Source organism: Terriglobia bacterium (assembly GCA_020072565.1).
Classification (GTDB): domain Bacteria; phylum Acidobacteriota; class UBA6911; order UBA6911; family UBA6911; genus JAFNAG01.
Window position 1 is genome coordinate 112912 of record JAIQGI010000013.1, and the last position, 16965, is coordinate 129876.

Sequence of the window (16965 nt, forward strand, 5' to 3'; positions counted from 1 at the left end):
AATTGCGATCATGGCTCCCGGAATACTATACAATCCGGAATATTCCGGGAGAGAACGCAAGCTCATCCAAATCTGCAGCCACAGGATGTGGCTTGGAAGCGACGCCCGCTGTGGAATTTTTCGTGTGGCTTGCGGCTCGCAGAAACGCAGGTGCAGTTTATGAAACAAGACCGGCAAGCGGCCCGACCGGCCCAAGAGGATGGGATTCGCCAGCGGTCCCAGGCTCCGATTTATCTCGATTTCAACGCCACGACCCCAATCGCTCCCGAGGTGGCCGATGCGATGCTCCCCTATCTTTATGAGCATTTCGGCAATCCGTCGAGTGCCCACCCGTTGGGCGCGGCGGCCAAGCTGGCAGTGGAGCGCGCCCGCATTCAGGTTGCACGGCTGATTGGAGCCCATCCGGAGGAGATCCTCCTGACCAGTGGCGGTTCTGAGTCGAACAACACGACGATAAAGGGCGTGGCCGCCGCTCTGAAATCTCGCGGGCGTCATATCATCACGTCCGCCGTCGAGCATCCCGCGGTGCTCGAACCGTGCCGCGCGCTCGAGGCCGATGGCTATCAGATCACCATCCTGCCTGTGGATAGTGCCGGGCGCGTCGATCCTGAGGATGTTGCCCGCGCCCTCACCCCTGAAACGATCCTCGTCACGATTATGCACGCGAATAATGAAGTGGGCACGATCCAGCCGATCGCGCGGATCGTGGATATTGCGCACCGGCAGGGCGCGCTGGTGCACACAGATGCCGCCCAGTCGGTCGGCAAGATACCCGTGCGCGTGGATGATCTTGGCATCGACTTCCTGACTATCGCCGGGCATAAGCTCTATGCCCCCAAGGGAGTCGGCGCGCTCTACATGCGTTCAGGGATCCGCCTGCCGCAGTTGATCCACGGAGCAGCCCACGAACTGGGCCGGCGTGCCGGCACCGAGAACGTGCTGGGCATCGTCGGGCTGGGCAAGGCATGCGAGCTTTGCGCCGAGCGTTTGGACGGCACCATGGCCCATTGCCGGGCAATGAGGGATCGCCTCTGGCACGGGTTGGAACAGGGCCTGGATTCGCTCCGCCGCAACGGTGACCCGGACGAAGGGCTGCCGAACACCCTCAGCGTCAGTTTTCGAGGCATCGATGCCGCAACCCTGCTGGCTGAGATCGGTGATCGAGTGGCAGCCTCGGCGGGCGCGGCCTGTCACGCCCAGGGGGTAACGGTGTCCTCAGTGCTGGAGGCCATGAAAATCCCGTTGGAGTATGCCATGGGCACCGTGAGGTTCTCTGTGGGTCGCAGCACGACTGCGGAGGAGATCGACGCTGCCGTCGGCATCGTTGTGGCAGCTGCACGACGCCTGATGCGCAACGATAGCGCCCCGTCCGTCATCGAGAGTGGAGGGACGATCCGGTTGACGCGCTTCAGCCACGGTATGGGCTGCGCCTGCAAGCTGCGCCCAAAGGAACTCGAGCAAGTACTGCGCGCTTTGCCTGCGCCCGTGGATCCTGCCATTCTCGTAGGCACCGCCACCTCCGACGATGCTGCCGTGTACCGGCTCGGCGAGGACCTCGCCGTGGTCCAGACCGTCGACTTCTTCACGCCGATAGCGGATGATCCCCGCCTCTTCGGCGCCATCAGCGCCAGCAACTCGCTCAGCGACATCTACGCCATGGGCGCCCGGCCGCTGTTCGCGCTGAGTATTGTCGCATTCCCCACAAACCGGCTCCCCCTTGACGTCCTGCAGCAGATCCTGCGCGGCGCCGCAGACGCGGCACGCGAGGCAGGCATCGACATCATCGGTGGCCACAGCATCGAGGATCCCGAACCAAAGTTCGGACTGGCGGTAACCGGCATCGTGCGGCCTGATCGCATTATCACAAACGCCGGAGCGCATCCACGGGACGCGCTCGTGCTCACCAAGCCGCTCGGCACAGGAATCGTGGCCGCCGCCGCCCGGCGCGATGCCGCCGATCCCGGGCTGATCGACCTGGCCTTCAGGACGATGCGCTCGCTTAACCGCGCGGCAGCCGAAGTCATGGTCGAGGAAAAGGTACATGCCTGCACCGATGTGACCGGATTCGGGCTGCTCGGGCATCTGAGGGAGATGTGTGCCGGCGCCGGTCTTGACGCCGAGTTGGATCTCCCGGCCGTGCCGCTGCTGGAGGGCGTTCGCGAACTCGCGGAGGCCGATATCGCGCCCGGCGCCACCCTGGATAATCTTGAGCACTTTTCCCCTCATGTGAGCTGGGCCCGCGAGCGGTCGCGCGCCGACATGCTCATCCTTGCCGACGCACAGACTTCCGGAGGTTTGTTGATTGCGGTCGCGCCCGAAAGAGCTGCCGCACTCGTGGAAGCTCTCCATGCACGCGGCGTGTCTGCCGCAGCCGTTATCGGCAGATTCCTCGGCCGTGGCGCCGGCCAGATTTGCATCTAACGCCGCCGGCCGGACACCGCTTGGCTGTGCCGCACCGCTGGATTTCACATCCAGTCCATCCCAATGCCCACTGCACATTCGTCGCATGATGGTTCTGAGGTTCCGCCTCTGGAAAGCGCATCGCGGGGGCGATTGGATGTGATGCAAAAGTGGGCAAGCGGGCTGTCATTCCATGGCGCCTCTTTGCGGCGCGTGGCGGGCGGCGGGGCCCGATCGGCGGGCATATATGCTTCTTCGGTTTTGTGTGATGCGCGACACACTGGGGCGGTACCGATCTCTGATAGAGTTCAGCCATTGTGATTGAGTGGGCTATTCAACGTCCTCAAAGACGAAATCGGGTGTAGCCCCCAGGAAACAACAAACGCTGCTTGTGACCCGCTGTTTGGCAGCATAAGGCTGCTGACTTGCATACGCTGCGAGGAGCCTGTGTGCCACGGTCCAGGGTGCTGGCAGGAAAGGAAGCCCTGAACTGTGCCAGAATGCGGCACAACTGGAATCGTGTCTGCCGTTTTTAGATACAGCAGCATCGTGATCGCGATCATGCTCATGGCAAGCGTCCCGGCCGGCGCCCAGCTTTCTCCCGGTGTGCTGTCGCAGGCCCACAGCTCCCTCGACGGCGCGGCCCACTGCATCGACTGCCACGAAATAGGCCAGCGGTCTCTGGTGTTCAAATGCCTGGACTGCCACCGCGAAATCCGGCAGCGACTAGACGAGGGGCGAGGGCTGCACTCCACTCTGGTCGGCCAGGAGAGAAGCGGTCTGGCTTGCATCAAATGCCATTCCGAGCACAACGGCAGGAATTTTGGCGTGATTCACTGGGATCCCCCTCAGCGGAACTTCGATCATCGAAAAACCGGGTACATCCTGGCAGAGCGGCATGCCGCTCTCCCGTGCCGGGACTGTCACCAATCCTCCCACATTCCTGCCCAGGCTGCTTCGGATATCCTGGTAAAGGATCGGAGCCGCACTCTACTTGGCCTGAGCCGGGAATGCACATCATGCCACCTCGACCAGCACCACGGCCAACTTTCCGCAAAGTGCAACACCTGCCACAATTTCTCCCGTTGGCGCGACGCCCTCAGCTTCGACCATCAAAAGTCCCGCTTTCCGCTCGAAGGGCCTCATGAGAAGGTCGAATGCCAGAAGTGCCACCAGCAAGTGGCCGACGTGAAACCTTATCTCAAGTACCAAGGCCTGGTGTTTGAAGATTGCACCCCCTGTCACAGCGATCCTCATCGGGGTGCGTTTCAAGCCACCTGCAAGACGTGCCATTCCCAGCCAAGCTGGAAGCCCGTTGTCGTTTCCAGCGTGTTCGACCACGCACGCACCAAATATCCGCTACAGGGAAAGCACGCCGCGCTGCCTTGCAAGTCTTGCCACAAGAAGAGCGATTTCAAACAACCAGTCGCCCATGACCGGTGCGCGGATTGCCACCGGCCGAGTCCGCATAAGGATCAGTTCGCCAACCGAGCTGACGGCGGCGAGTGCTCTGCGTGCCACAGGGTCGAAGGATTCAAACCGTCCACCTTCAACGCCGCGCAGCATCGCAAGAGCCGATATCCGTTGGACGGCCGACACGCCGCGGTGCGTTGCGATCAGTGTCACAAGCCACAGGCCGCAGCAACGGTCTACCGGATCACGGACACCCGCTGCGCCGCTTGCCATACGGACACCCATGCCGGCCAGTTCTACCAACCTCCTTACGCCGGCCAGTGCGAGTCATGCCACACCGTCAAGGCGTTTTCTCCCTCCACATTCGCACTCGCGCGGCATCAGTCGACGCGATTTCCTCTCACCAACGCTCACGGAGCCGTTGTTTGCAGCGAGTGCCACAGGAAAGCGCAGGGTAAGGATGCCCTCCCGGCCAAGTATCATTTTGAAAACCGGGCCTGTTCAGCGTGCCATGCGGATATCCATCGGGGTCAGTTCTCGGAACGCATGGCGCAGCCTGGACCGGATGGCGCAGCCGGGGACTGCGCAACCTGCCACAGCACTGCCACATGGCAGAAACTGCCGGATTTCAACCACAGTAAGACAGATTACGCGCTGGTGGGCGCGCACGAACGGGTTCCTTGCGACCGATGCCACCAGCGCGGCGAACCGAAGCCCGACATAGACCGGGTCATTTTCAAGGCGACTCCAAGACAGTGTGCTGCCTGTCATGAGGATCGGCATGGGGGGCAGTTCGCTGCAGAGGGCTCCACCGAATGCTCTCGCTGCCACACGCCGCGGGCGTGGAAGCCATCCACCTTCAATCACGACACCGGTTCAAGCTACGCGCTCAAGGGGGCGCACAGTTCGACGCCATGTGCGGGTTGCCACACCGCAACCACGTCAGCAGACGGCAAAAAGGTGATCTCCTACCGGGGCCTGCCGCACGCCTGTTCCGCATGTCATCGCAGCAAGGAACCCACAAATGCCCGTGATTCAGAAGCCGGGCCGCGCCGGCAGGGAGAGTCGGGATCGGAAATGCCATCCGGAGCCGCCACCGTTCTGCGCGGCGCCGGGGTAGCGACCCCGCCGGTCGTGCGCGGCTTCGAACGCGGCGCCGAGGGGCGAAATCCACTTCATGCCCTGCTGGCGTTTGACTACCCGTCTGGAAAACATGGAGTCTTAACAACACGAATGGGAGCGGCCCAGTGATGTCAAACGGCCATGGAGAAAAGAACTTTATCAGGATCGGGGGCCTGGGGATGTTGACGTCGCTAGTCCTGCTTTGGATTTGGTGCGGGACATCGCCGGGCGCAGCTCAGTCACCCCAGCGAGGACCGGCGCGCAGCCCGCATGGTCCCCTTCAGCTCGCTTGCGAAAACTGTCATACATCCACAAACTGGGCGCCCCTCCGCCCTGCTCCCGACTTCGATCACCAGCAGACTGGATATCCGTTGCGTGGTCTGCATCAGCGTGTGAACTGCCGCAACTGCCACACCACCCTGGTCTTCAAGGATGCCGGCGCAAACTGTGCCGATTGTCACGCCGATATCCACATGCGCAGCCTTGGGACGGGATGCGAAACATGCCACTCGCCGCGCGGATGGCGCGTCCAGGTGCAAGCCGTTAAGGATCACCAGAACAGGTTTCCGCTCATGGGTGCGCACTCAGCTACCGAGTGCGAGTCCTGCCATCTCGGCGCTGCGGTCGGGCGTTATAAGGGCTTGGACACCCAGTGCGACTCTTGCCACCTCAAGGATTATCAGTCCAACAAGACGTTTGATCATGTAGCCGCAAAGATTCCCACGACCTGCGAGAGCTGCCATCAGATGAACTCCTGGACCGGGGCGAGATTCGACCATAGCAGCGCCAGGTTCCCACTCACCGGAGCACATGCGACGGTGGCTTGTGAACTCTGCCACACGAACAGGGATTACGCGAGCACATCTACGGCCTGTGCTTCATGCCATGTGGCTGACTTCAACAAGACGAGCAATCCGAATCACAATGCCGCCGGTTTCCCACAGGATTGCGCCGCATGTCACGTGACCGCCGAGTGGAAGGGCGCCAAATACGACCATAACATGACCAGATTCCCACTCACTGGAGGGCATGCGGCGGCGGAGTGCCGCGCCTGCCACGCTAACGGCAACTATGCGAACACCTCCACGGCCTGCGCCTCGTGCCATATGACGGACTTCAATGGCACGAACAATCCCAATCATGTCGCGGCCGGTTTCAGTCAGGATTGCTCCCTCTGTCACACATTCGCCCAGTGGACAGGCGCTAAGTTCGACCACAACACAACCAAATTCCCCCTTACTGGAGGGCACGTGTCTCTGGGGTGCTCGACTTGCCACACCACCGGCAGCTACGCTAGCACTTCCACAGCCTGCGCCTCATGCCACAGGGCGGATTTCAATAGCACGAGCAATCCCAATCACACCGCCGCCGGCTTCAGTCAGGATTGCACAAGCTGTCATGTGACCGCCCAGTGGAAGGGCGCTAAATTCGACCATAACACAACCAAATTCCCCCTCACAGGAGGGCATGTCCTGGCCGACTGCTCGCGATGCCACACCAGCGCCAATTATGCGACTACGTCCACGGTTTGCGCTTCCTGTCACATGACCGACTATAACAACACTAGCAACCCCAACCACACGGCTGCCGGATTCGTGCAGGATTGCACGATGTGTCACACGACTGTTCAATGGAAGGGCGGCAAGTTCGACCACAACGCCACCAGGTTTTCACTGACGGGCGCGCACGTTTCAGTCACATGTCAGACCTGCCATACCACACCGAATTATGCGAGCACCTCCACTGCCTGCGCTTCGTGCCACTTGGCGGACTTTAACAAGACAACCAATCCCAACCATACCACCGCCGGATTCCCGCAGGATTGCACGGCCTGTCACACGACTGTCCAGTGGCTGGGGGCCACGTTCAACCACGGCAACACCAAGTTCCCCCTCACCGGCGCCCACGTTCCGGTCGCATGCCAGACCTGTCATACCACGCCGAATTATGCGAGCATGTCCACTGCCTGCGCTTCGTGCCACCTCGCGGACTTCAACAAGACAGCCAATCCCAACCACACCGCGGCCGGATTCCCGCAGGATTGCACCGTCTGTCACACGACCGTCCAGTGGCTGGGGGCCACGTTCAACCACGGCGACACCAAGTTCCCTCTCACCGGCGCCCACGTTCCGGTCGCATGCCAGACCTGTCATACCACGCCGAATTACGCGAGCACGTCCACTGCCTGCGCTTCGTGCCACCTCGCGGACTTCAACAAGACAGCCAATCCCAACCACACCGCGGCCGGATTCCCGCAGGATTGCACGGCCTGTCACACGACCGTCCAGTGGCTGGGGGCCACGTTCAACCACGGCAACACCAAGTTCCCCCTCACCGGCGCCCACGTTCCGGTCGCATGCCAGACCTGTCATACCACGCCGAATTACGCGAGCACGTCCACTGCCTGCGCTTCGTGCCACCTGACGAACTTTAACAGTACGACCAATCCCAACCACGTCCTGGCAGGCTTTGGTCAGGATTGTTCCCCTTGCCATACAACCGTCCAGTGGACAGGAGCTACGTTCAACCACGGCAACACCAAGTTCCCCCTCACCGGCACACATGTTACGGTCACATGCCAGACCTGCCATACCAGCGGCAGCTATGCGAGCACTCCCACTACCTGTGTTTCTTGTCATCTGACTGACTTCAACGGTGCGAACAGTCCTAATCACACTACAGCCGGCTTTCCACAGGATTGCTCGACCTGTCATACTACCGTCCAGTGGATGGGAGCCGTATTCGATCACAGCAAGACCGGCTTCGTTCTCACAGGGGTTCATCTACAAACAGCCTGCGCACTTTGTCATCCAAATGGCCGATTTGTCGGAACTCCCACAACTTGCTCCTCCTGTCATCTGGCCGACTTCCAAGGGACAAACAATCCCAATCATACAGCGGCTGGATTCCCGCAGGACTGCTCGCTGTGCCATTCCGCAGCCGGCTGGCCGGGAGCCCAATACACTCACCCGAGCGCCAAGTTCACACTCACGGGGTTTCATATCACTCTGAACTGCAGCGCTTGTCATGCAAACGGCCAATATGCCACGCTGAGCACCACGTGCGTCACCTGCCATTTGAGCGACTACAACGGCACGACGAGTCCCACACATGCAACATACGGTTTTCCTCAGGATTGTACCGTGTGCCATGCAACCACTGCCTGGACTCCGGCCTCCTTCAGTCATGCCACGACCAACTTCGCCCTCACCGGAGCGCACGTGAGTGTCACGTGTGTGAGCTGTCACATCGGGGGTGTCTTCAAAGGCACGCCGACAACCTGTTACGCTTGCCACAAGACGGACTACACCGGCATCACCAACCCAAACCATGTGGCGGCGGGGTTTCCTACGACCTGTTCCACTTGTCACACAACCACCGTCTGGACCGGTGCGACCTTCACGCACAGCCAGTTCCCCATTAATTCCGGACACCACGCCAGAGCATGGACCTCCTGCGCCGACTGCCACACCAACGCGAACGATTACAAGGTCTTCTCCTGCACCGGCTGCCATCAGCACGACAAAGCCAGCGTGGATTCGCATCACAGGTCGGTGCGCAACTATGTCTACAACAGCGCGAATTGCTATTCGTGTCATCCGAATGGAAGTGCGGGATAGTCTTATGTCACGAGTGCGGGTACTACTGGTTTTTGCAAGCCTGTTGGCGGCGTCTCTGGTTGCCTTCGGGCAGCAACAGACTGAAGTTCGTACGCGTTTTACAGTGAAATACGTCGTTGAAGGCGCGGTCTATCTGGAAGGGGGCCGTACCGCGGGTCTGGCTGAGGGACAGAAATTGACGGTCAGGAGAATCGATCCCGCCCACCCTGAGGGCCGAACCATCGCGCAGATCGAGGTCGCTTCGGTTGCTTCGACATCGGCCGCCTGTTCGGTCGGGTCCGCCGATGAGGAGATCCGAGTCGGGGATGAGGTCTGGATGTCTCAAGAGGACGCGGAAGCGCTGCGCAAGAGTCGAGCGGCCGATGAGTCGGCGAAATACCCGCAGGTCGTGAGTTTCACTGCCGGCGATCCGATTGAGGACGAAGCGCGTGCGGCGGTACCGCGTCCTCCGCTGACCGAAATCAACCGCATGCGCGGACGCATCGGATTCGATTACAGCTCGATCAGGGATCTCACCACATCTAACAGTACCTCAGCGCTGGGTTTTGTGGTCAGAGCGGATGCCACCCGTCTGGGAGGCACCCATTGGAACCTGAGCGGCTATTACCGAGGCCGCTTTACGCGTCAAAAGCAGAGCGCTGTGCAGGAGACTCTCACCGACTTGATCCAGCGGACCTATCACCTGAGCCTCACTTACAGCAATCCTGAATCACCTTGGGTCGCGGGCATGGGGCGGTTTTACCTCCCCTGGGCCACCAGCCTGGGCACAATAGACGGGGGTTATTTCGGTTACCGCACTGGCAAGAGGGTCACTCTCGGCCTGTTTGCAGGCAGTTCGCCCGATCCGACTTCGTGGCGCTACGATCGCAACCGGCAGCTGGTCGGGGCTTCGGTAAATCTCGAGGGCGGCAGCTATGAATCGTTCCGTTACACGAGCACTTTTGGAGCGTCGGTGACCAGGATAAGCTGGAAGCCGGACCGCCAGTTCGGGTTCGTCGAAACCAGCCTGCAATACAAGCGGGCCCTGTCCCTTTATTACAACCTCGAAGCGGATCTATTGCGAGCCACAGGCACAAACCAACAGCGGGAGATCGCCATGAGCCGGAGCTATCTCACGGTTCGCCTGCAGCCTCATCGGTTCATCTCCTTCGACCTCAGCCACAATTTCTTGAGAGAGATGCCCACGTTCGATCCCAGGCTGGTGGCTACAGGATTGGTCGACAAGCTCCTGTTCCATGGCCTCAGCGCCGGCGTGCGCCTGGAACTCCCGCTTCACATCAGCCCGTATGCCAGTTTCGGCCGCAGTTCCAAGACGGGCGACACTCAAAGTTCCTGGAACCAGATGTACGGCCTCGCAATCGGCAACATCGCCCATACGGGGATTCGTGGAGATGCGCGATACTCGAAGTTTGACAGCTCGTTCGGTCGTGGAATCTATCGCTCGGTCTCAATTTCACGCTCGGCAGGTGAAAGCCTCAGGTTCGAGTTGCAGGCCGGTCAGCAAAACTATGTCTCATCCTTCTCGTTGCAGAATCGGGCCCGCTGGGTAAACGCAAACGCAGATTGGATCATGCTCAGACACTATTTTGTCGGGGTAGGCTGTACGCTCTATCGCAGCCCCGGCCAAGGCTATAACCAATGGTATCTGAACGTGGGCTACGGCTTTTAGCATTTCAGATGAAAAATATATATCGGCGCAGGTATGGCGGGCGGTTCAGGGTGCTGCCGCTCTGCATCCTGATGGGGTTCATATTTCCGGCCATCATTCAGGCACAGTCAAGTTCGCCGCCGCTTGCCACGCTGCTCGAAAAACTGGGGAAACAGGTCGAGTCCTTCCGGCAGCAGTATCCGGCAGTAACCTGCAGTGAAGCGGTATCGCAGGTAAAGCTCGCCAAGGGGGGAGGGGTTGTTCGACGGCTGGAGTCCCAGTTTGACTACCTGATCCTGATAAGCCCTGGCGAGAACTATCTTGCGGTGGAAGAATCACGCCTTATAAAGAAACCGTCAGCCAAGCGCAACGACGTGCCCCTCCTGGTCACAGGAGGCTTTTCCACCATGATTCTGGTTTTCCATCCCCTGTACCAAAACTGTTTCGAGTACCTGCAATTGCCGGAGGAATCCATCGGCGGCAAAAGGGTTGTGTGCATTCAGTTCCAGCATGTCCCGGGAACACGATCTACCGCATGTCTGCGCCTGAATGGCAGAGATGTCCCCCTGGAGCTGAAAGGAAAAGCATGGATCGATCCCGAAACAATGGCTTTCATCAGAATCACCGCTGAGCTGGCGAGTCCCCTCACCGATCTGGGGCTGCAGACCCTTACCGCCGATGTGCAGTATGCCCCGGTGCGCTTTGACGGCGCCGAGAGCGCGTATTGGCTGCCCACGTCGGCCTTGATCGAAGTCGCCACTGCCCAGCAGCACTGGCGCAACATCCACCGGTTCACCGACTACCGCCGTTTCTCGGTCACCACTCAGAGCAGCGTGAAACGATGAGCACTGCAATTCCGCAAGTCCAGGTCCGGGCTATCGGGCGCTTAGACGCCAAGCCACGACTTCATCGCAATCTGGTGGCGTTTTTAATACTTGTGCTCCTCAGCCTTGCTGTCATTCTCTGCCTGTACGGCCGCGACTACTACCTGCTCGACCAGGCGCACCGCCCCTTCTCGCCCATGCATCCCTACCTCAAGCCAAGCGGCGTGATCGGGCTGCGGCTGGGCATGCTGGGATTCTTCCTGTTCGTGCTTGTCTATCTCTATCCGTTGCGAAAACACTGGGGATGGCTGGGGCGGCGGGGAAAGACGGCACACTGGATTGACTTCCATATCTTGATGGGAGTGGGAGCTCCGGTCCTTATCAGTTTCCACTCCTGCTTCAAGACCCATGGCTTTGCTGGGATCGCCTATTGGACCATGGCCGCCCTGGTCGTCAGCGGGATCACCGGACGCTACCTCTACGCGCAGATCCCGCGCAGCCTGGACGCTGCCATGATGTCACTGCGCGAGATGGAGGATCTCCAGAACCAACTGGCAATGCAGTTGGCCGCACAGAGTATCCTGCCGCCTGAAGAACTCGAGCGCTGCCTGCGCCTGCCGAATGTGCAGGAGGTGGAACTCATGCCGGTTCTGTATGCCACATTCCGGATGTTAAAGGCCGACCTGGTTCGCCCACCCAGGATCTGGAGGCTGCGGCGCAGAGCCTCAGGAAAACGGGCGGCCTTGTTCTCTTTCGGGGGCGTGCTGCCCACGAACAACATCAATCTTGAAAAAGCTGTTGCCACGGCGCGCAGGCAGGCGGCACTCTCGAAGAAGATACTGTTCCTATCCAAAACCCAACGTGTCTTCTATTTCTGGCACGTGGTCCACCGCCCTTTCAGCTACACCTTCGCCGTCCTCGTCCTCATTCACGTTACCGTCGCACTGCTTCTCGGCTATTTCTAAAAATGGCAGGGCGAGGCCCAGGAAATTGCTAATGGACACACTGTTCTCTTTTCTGATCGCGGCGGTGCTCACATTCTATTTTGTCCGCCGCTATCTCAAGCGCATAGCCGGGGAGGCTGCAAAAACGAAGAGCAGCGGCTCCGCGCAGATTTCCGGCAGTCCCTGCCCCCGCTGCGGAGCACCCTTGCTGAGCGGCTCTTCCTTCTGCTCTCGCTGCGGCGCGGCCCTTGCGTTGTGGAATGTCCATCGCGCGCAGGTAAAGGTGACGACCGGAGACGGGGCCCGGCAGGAAAAGCCCAGGCCGGTGATTGACGCCGCCGTCTGTATGGGCTGCCACAGCTGCGTCGACAGCTGCCCGGAAAAGGGTGCCCTGGAGCTGGTGGGCGGCAAGTCCAATCTGGTTCATCCCGAGTTATGCACCGGGCAGGCCCTCTGCGCGAAAGCATGTCCGACGGGCGCGCTCTCGCTCGCCTTCGGCGGCCTGGTAACTCAGACGCTCAAAGTGCCGCTTGTAAATGAGAATTTTGAGACCAACGTGTCGGGAGTCTACATCGTGGGTGAGTTGGGCGGCATGGGCATGATCAAGACGGCGATCAACGAAGGGAAACTGGTCATCGATCACGTGAGGCAGCGGTTGGCAGAAGAAAAACAGGCCGCGCCTGCACCACCCGCGGCGTCGGACGGGAATGCAGTCTATGACGTGCTCATCGTGGGTTCGGGGCCAGCCGGCCTGAGCGCTTCCCTCACCGCGCATCAGCACGGCCTGCAATACCTGACCCTCGAACAAGGAGAAATCGCTTCCACAATCCGGCAATACCCGCGCCACAAGTTCCTCATGGCTGAACCGATCCAGATGCCGCTGTACGGAACGCTTTATATCGCCGACGGTGCCAAGGAGTCGCTGCTGACGGTATGGGAGACCATCATCACCAATACAGGAGTCCACATCCAGACCAACGAGCGCGTGACCAGGGTCAAGATGAACGGCGGAAACTTCGAGGTGGAGACCAATAAGAGCCGGTACCACGCCCGACGCGTGGTGCTGGCCATGGGGAAAAGAGGCACCCCGCGGCGTCTGGGAGTGCCGGGTGAGGAACTCGGCAAAGTCGCCTACCGATTGATCGAGGCTGCGAGCTATCAGGACCGCAACATCCTGGTGGTCGGTGGCGGTGACTCCGCGCTCGAAGCAGCCATGGCCCTGGCTGCCCAGGACAGGAACCGGGTGACACTCTCCTATCGTGGCGACAACTTCCCCCGGACGCGCGAGCGCAATCGGACTCGCTTGGAAGCAGAAGAAAAGGAAGGCAAACTGCGTGTGTTGCGCAGCTCCCAGGTCTGCAAGATCACCGAGGACTCCGTAGTCCTCAGCGTTCAGGGAGAGCAGATCGAAATCCCCAACGATTTCGTTTTCATCCTCATCGGAGGTGATTCCCCTGAGGAGTTCCTGGAAAAAACCGGAATCCGGATAGTGGAGAAATTGCTCGCAGCCTCGGCCGGTCCCCAGTAACCGGGCCGGCACGCCGGTGAGTCTTCGCGTCCAGGGGCCGGCAATCAACAAGACTCGACGCCAAGACGCGAGGACGCCTGCGCGAACCCATCCCGCTAAGATTGGGCCAGCAGTTGACGCAGCACATAGGGGAGGATGCCGCCATGCGCGTAATAGTCGACCTCCACGGGCGTATCGAGCCGCAACGTCACCGGAACGGATTCGGTCTTTCCACCAGGCCTGTGAACCACCAGGGTAGCTTCCTGGCGCGGCTTGATGCCATCGGTGAGCCCGAGGATGTCAAACGACTCGGAGCCGTCGAGGCCGAGCGTCATGACGGAAATGCCCTCCTTGAATTGGCAGGGGAGCACGCCCATGCCGACAAGGTTGCTGCGGTGGATGCGCTCGAAGCTCCGGGCAATGACCGCGCGCACCCCGAGCAGGGCCGTCCCTTTTGCCGCCCAGTCGCGCGAACTGCCCGTGCCATACTCCTGGCCGGCGATCACAACGAGCGGAACCCGGGCGCTCTGGTAACGCATGGCGGCATCATAGATGCTCATCTTTTCGCGTTCCGGCTGATAAAGGGTCACACCCCCCTCGATTCCGGGGACCATCAGATTCTTGATGCGCACGTTGGCGAAGGTTCCTCGCATCATCACCTGGTGGTTGCCACGGCGCGCGCCATAGCTGTTGAAGTCCTCCACCGTCACACCCCGGTCCTGTAGGTAAAGCCCCGCCGGGGAGCTGGCTTTGATGGACGCGGCCGGGCTGATGTGATCCGTGGTCACCGAATCCCCGAGAATCGCAAGCGGCCGGGCACCATGAATTTCCTCGATGCGGCCCGGCTGCATGTCAAACTGCTGGAAGAAAGGCGGCTCCTGGATATAGGTCGATTCCTTGTCCCAATGGTAGACCTCGCCGGCAGGCGCGGGGATATCGTTCCACATGGGGCTCTGATCGGCGAAGCTGCGGTAGAGCCTGCGATAAGTGTCCGGATCAAGAGCGGCGTTCATCAAATCGCGCACCTCCGCAAGCGTCGGCCAGATGTCGCGGAGATACACGTCCGCACCGTCACTCCCCTTGCCGAGCGGCTCTCGCGTCATATCGATGTCGATGCGCCCGGCCAGGGCGAAAGCGACCACAAGAGGGGGGCTCATCAGGAAGTTCGCCTTGATCGACTGGTGAACCCGCGCCTCGAAGTTACGGTTGCCACTCAGAACGGCAGCCGTGATCAGATCGTTTCCACGCACCACATCTTCGAGCTGCGCATCAAGCGGGCCGGAATTGCCGATGCAAGTCATGCAGCCGTAGCCGACCAGGTTGAATCCCAACTGATCGAGAAAAGGCTGCAGCCGGGTCTTCTGGAGGTATTCACTTACGACACGGGATCCCGGCGCCAGCGAAGCCTTGACCGCCGGCGGCGTGGCCAGGCCGCGCTCGACGGCCTTCCTCGCCAGCAGGCCGGCCGCCAGCATCACACTGGGATTCGAGGTGTTCGTGCAGGATGTAATCGAGGCGATCAGCACATCGCCATGGCCTACTCCGGTTCCATTCCGGCCGGCAATCTTCACGGGAAATCGTTTGCCGATTTCCTGTGCGGGCTTGCCGTAGCCGTTTTCGGCGGCCGGCTTCCGCAGAATTTCCTGGAAGGTCCGCTTGAGCTCGCCGAGGTTGATTCGATCCTGAGGCCGTTTGGGTCCCGCCACCCCCGGCTGCACATGTGCAAGATCGAGTTCCAGTACGGAGCTGTAATCGCACTCGCCTCGCCGCGGAATTCCAAACATGCCCTGGGCGTTGAAATAGTTGCGTACCAGCGCTACCTGTTCCTCATTTCGCCCCGTGGCGCGCAGATACGCACAGGTCTCCTCGTCGACCGGGAAAAAGCCCATGGTGGCGCCGTATTCGGGGGCCATATTGGCGATCGTCGCCCGGTCGGTTACAGGAAGCGACGCAGCCCCCTCGCCGTGGTACTCGACGAACTTTCCGACCACCATGGCCTTGCGCAACATCTGGGTCACGTGCAATACCAGGTCGGTCGCTGTGACACCCTCGCCCAGACGTCCTGTCATGTGCACACCCACCACATCGGGGGTCAGGAAATAGACCGGCTGACCGAGCATTCCAGCCTCCGCCTCGATGCCTCCCACTCCCCAGGCGACGATGCCCAGCCCGTTGATCATGGTGGTGTGTGAATCGGTCCCCACTAATGTGTCTGGATAGCAGACGTCGTCATTCCGGAGCACAACCTTGCTCAGATACTCCAAATTCACTTGATGACATATTCCGATACCGGGAGGGACCACCTTGAACCCGTCAAACGCCTGCATGCCCCACTTCAGGAATTGATAGCGGGCGTGATTACGCTGAAACTCCACTTCCATGTTGCGCCGCAGCGCGTCGCCTGTGCCCGCGAAGTCAACCTGCACCGAATGGTCGATAACCAGGTCCACAGGGACCAGCGGTTCGATCATCTTTGCATCGCGCCCGAGCCGGGCAACCGCAGAGCGCATTGCCGCCAGATCGACCAGCAGCGGAACCCCCGTGAAATCCTGCAGCAGGATACGCGCGACTATGAATGGAATCTCCTGCGTCCGCTCTGCAGTTGGCCCCCAGTTTGCCAGACCACGGACATCTCTCTCGGTGATCTTCTTCCCGTCATAATTGCGCAGGACCGATTCGAGAACAATGCGAATGCTGACAGGCAGCCTGGAGATTGGTCCAACTCCTTCTCTTTCCAGTCGAGGCAGGGAATAGAACCGGCCCGAGCGGCCGGACCCGGTTTCAAACGATTGCAGTGAATGAAACAAGTTGTGCGCCATGGTTTTTCCATCCAATACTTATGATTTGCTAAAAGCAGGAAGATCGAGGGTTAAGTGTAAGTTCCCTGACCGAAAACGTCAAGCCTGGCGAACCACGAAACGCGCGAAAAAATCTTTTTTGTATTTCGCCTATTTCGTGGTTTTTAACCAAGCGATGCTACAAACTCGAGGGGGAGGAGCTGAGTGCCCGTGAAAGACCTGTTGCACGTTGCGCTGTTCAAGCCGGAGATCCACCCGAATACCGGCAACATCGCGCGGCTCTGCGCCGCCAATGGTTTGCCGCTGCACCTGGTGGGCACAATCGGCTTTCGCATCGACGACAGATCGGTCCGGCGGGCCGGCCTCGATTACTGGCCTTTCGTAGACTTGCGCCGCGAGGAAAGTCTCGAGGATTTGTATGCCGAGCTGACCGGCACACGCTTTTTCTACTTCAGCGCCCGCGCGCAACGTCTTTACACCGAGGTCGCCTATCGGGCGGGAGATTGCCTGCTCTTCGGACCCGAATCGACGGGCTTTCCGGAAGATCTGCTGCGCGGCCACTGGGACCAGGCCCTCAGGATTCCGATGCGTTCCGCCGATGTGCGCAGCCTGAATCTGTCGACCGCCGTTGGAATCGCGGTGTACGAAGCTCTGCGGCAGCTTCTGTAAAGCGGTGGGACGCGGATTCC

The 16965-nt window shown here is 60.2% G+C and carries 9 protein-coding genes; 8 read left to right on the forward strand and 1 reads right to left on the reverse strand.

All coding sequences use genetic code 11. The features are described 5' to 3' along the window. Positions 1-159: 159 nt before the first annotated feature. The 7 genes from selD (at position 160) to LAP85_10090 (ending at position 13499) form a co-directional block, all read left to right on the forward strand. Positions 160-2421 (forward strand): selenide, water dikinase SelD, encoded by a 2262-nt coding sequence (gene selD, locus LAP85_10060; GenBank protein ID MBZ5496737.1) that lies wholly within the window; start codon positions 160-162, stop codon positions 2419-2421. Between the two features lie 471 nt (positions 2422-2892). Next, positions 2893-5064: a hypothetical protein gene (locus LAP85_10065; protein MBZ5496738.1), complete on the forward strand. Its 2172-nt coding sequence runs from the start codon at positions 2893-2895 to the stop codon at positions 5062-5064. A gap of 242 nt (positions 5065-5306) precedes the next feature. Continuing rightward, positions 5307-8555 carry a cytochrome c3 family protein gene (locus tag LAP85_10070; GenBank protein ID MBZ5496739.1) on the forward strand — a complete coding sequence of 1083 codons (3249 nt, stop codon included), beginning with the start codon at positions 5307-5309 and terminating at the stop codon, positions 8553-8555. 4 nt (positions 8556-8559) lie between these two features. Further along, the gene (locus tag LAP85_10075; GenBank protein ID MBZ5496740.1) at positions 8560-10224 is read left to right on the forward strand and encodes a hypothetical protein; all 1665 of its coding nucleotides are present in this window, start codon (positions 8560-8562) and stop codon (positions 10222-10224) included. A gap of 8 nt (positions 10225-10232) precedes the next feature. After that, on the forward strand, positions 10233-11048 hold the full coding sequence (locus LAP85_10080; protein ID MBZ5496741.1) for a hypothetical protein: 816 nt from the start codon (positions 10233-10235) through the stop codon (positions 11046-11048). Next, positions 11045-11992 carry a hypothetical protein gene (locus tag LAP85_10085; protein ID MBZ5496742.1) on the forward strand — a complete coding sequence of 316 codons (948 nt, stop codon included), beginning with the start codon at positions 11045-11047 and terminating at the stop codon, positions 11990-11992. Before LAP85_10080 ends, LAP85_10085 begins: the two co-directional genes overlap by 4 nt. A gap of 31 nt (positions 11993-12023) precedes the next feature. Further along, a complete protein-coding gene (locus LAP85_10090; GenBank protein ID MBZ5496743.1) occupies positions 12024-13499 on the forward strand; it encodes an NAD(P)-binding domain-containing protein in 1476 nt (491 codons plus the stop codon). A 95-nt stretch (positions 13500-13594) separates the two neighbouring features. On the opposite strand, the gene acnA is transcribed toward LAP85_10090, so the two are convergent. Then, positions 13595-16297 (reverse strand): aconitate hydratase AcnA, encoded by a 2703-nt coding sequence (gene acnA, locus LAP85_10095; GenBank protein MBZ5496744.1) that lies wholly within the window; start codon positions 16295-16297, stop codon positions 13595-13597. Between the two features lie 201 nt (positions 16298-16498). Between acnA and LAP85_10100 the strand changes: the two genes are divergently transcribed. Then, complete coding sequence (locus tag LAP85_10100) at positions 16499-16945, forward strand: tRNA (cytidine(34)-2'-O)-methyltransferase (protein MBZ5496745.1); 447 nt, start codon at positions 16499-16501, stop codon at positions 16943-16945. Positions 16946-16965 lie beyond the last annotated feature (20 nt).

Excerpts from the sequence above, each read along its gene's own strand:
- LAP85_10075 (MBZ5496740.1), top strand. The coding sequence starts at position 8,560 with ATGTCACGAGTGCGGGTACTACTGGTTTTTGCAAGCCTGTTGGCGGCG.
- acnA (MBZ5496744.1), bottom strand. The coding sequence starts at position 16,297 with ATGGCGCACAACTTGTTTCATTCACTGCAATCGTTTGAAACCGGGTCC.
- LAP85_10090 (MBZ5496743.1), top strand. The coding sequence starts at position 12,024 with ATGGACACACTGTTCTCTTTTCTGATCGCGGCGGTGCTCACATTCTAT.
- selD (MBZ5496737.1), top strand. The coding sequence starts at position 160 with ATGAAACAAGACCGGCAAGCGGCCCGACCGGCCCAAGAGGATGGGATT.
- LAP85_10085 (MBZ5496742.1), top strand. The coding sequence starts at position 11,045 with ATGAGCACTGCAATTCCGCAAGTCCAGGTCCGGGCTATCGGGCGCTTA.
- LAP85_10080 (MBZ5496741.1), top strand. The coding sequence starts at position 10,233 with ATGAAAAATATATATCGGCGCAGGTATGGCGGGCGGTTCAGGGTGCTG.